The following is a 336-nucleotide window of genomic DNA, read 5'->3' as shown; positions in this document are numbered from 1 at the left end:
GACAGAAAGCGTGGCTCAACAGTTTGGCTTATCTCCCCAGTGCCAGGTGATGGCAGGCACCACCGACAGCATTGCGGCTTTTTTAGCTAGCGGCGCGATCGCCCCAGGAGATGGGGTCACCTCCCTGGGGTCAACCCTGGCCATCAAACTGCTCAGCAACCAGCGAGTCGATGTGGGAGACTACGGCATCTACAGCCACCGGCTAGGAAACCATTGGCTGGTAGGCGGTGCCTCCAACAGCGGCGGTGCCGTGCTCGAAAAATTCTTTGACCGAGAGGCGTTAGTCGCCCTGAGCCAGCACATCGATCCCGCCGTGCCCACGGAGCTAGACTATTA

1 protein-coding gene is annotated in these 336 nt (G+C 59.5%); it reads left to right on the top strand.

Annotated elements, in window-relative coordinates; translation table 11 throughout:
* Positions 1-49: 49 nt before the first annotated feature.
* Positions 50-336 (top strand): hypothetical protein (locus FLQ44_RS25645; protein ID WP_206208948.1); only part of this gene is annotated, 287 nt, incomplete at its 3' end.

The sequence above is a fragment of the Vogesella mureinivorans genome, from assembly GCF_007644035.1.
Lineage (GTDB): Bacteria > Pseudomonadota > Gammaproteobacteria > Burkholderiales > Chromobacteriaceae > Vogesella > Vogesella mureinivorans.
The sequence above is the reverse complement of the archived record's forward strand: the minus strand, read 5'-3'. Positions and strand labels throughout refer to the sequence as shown.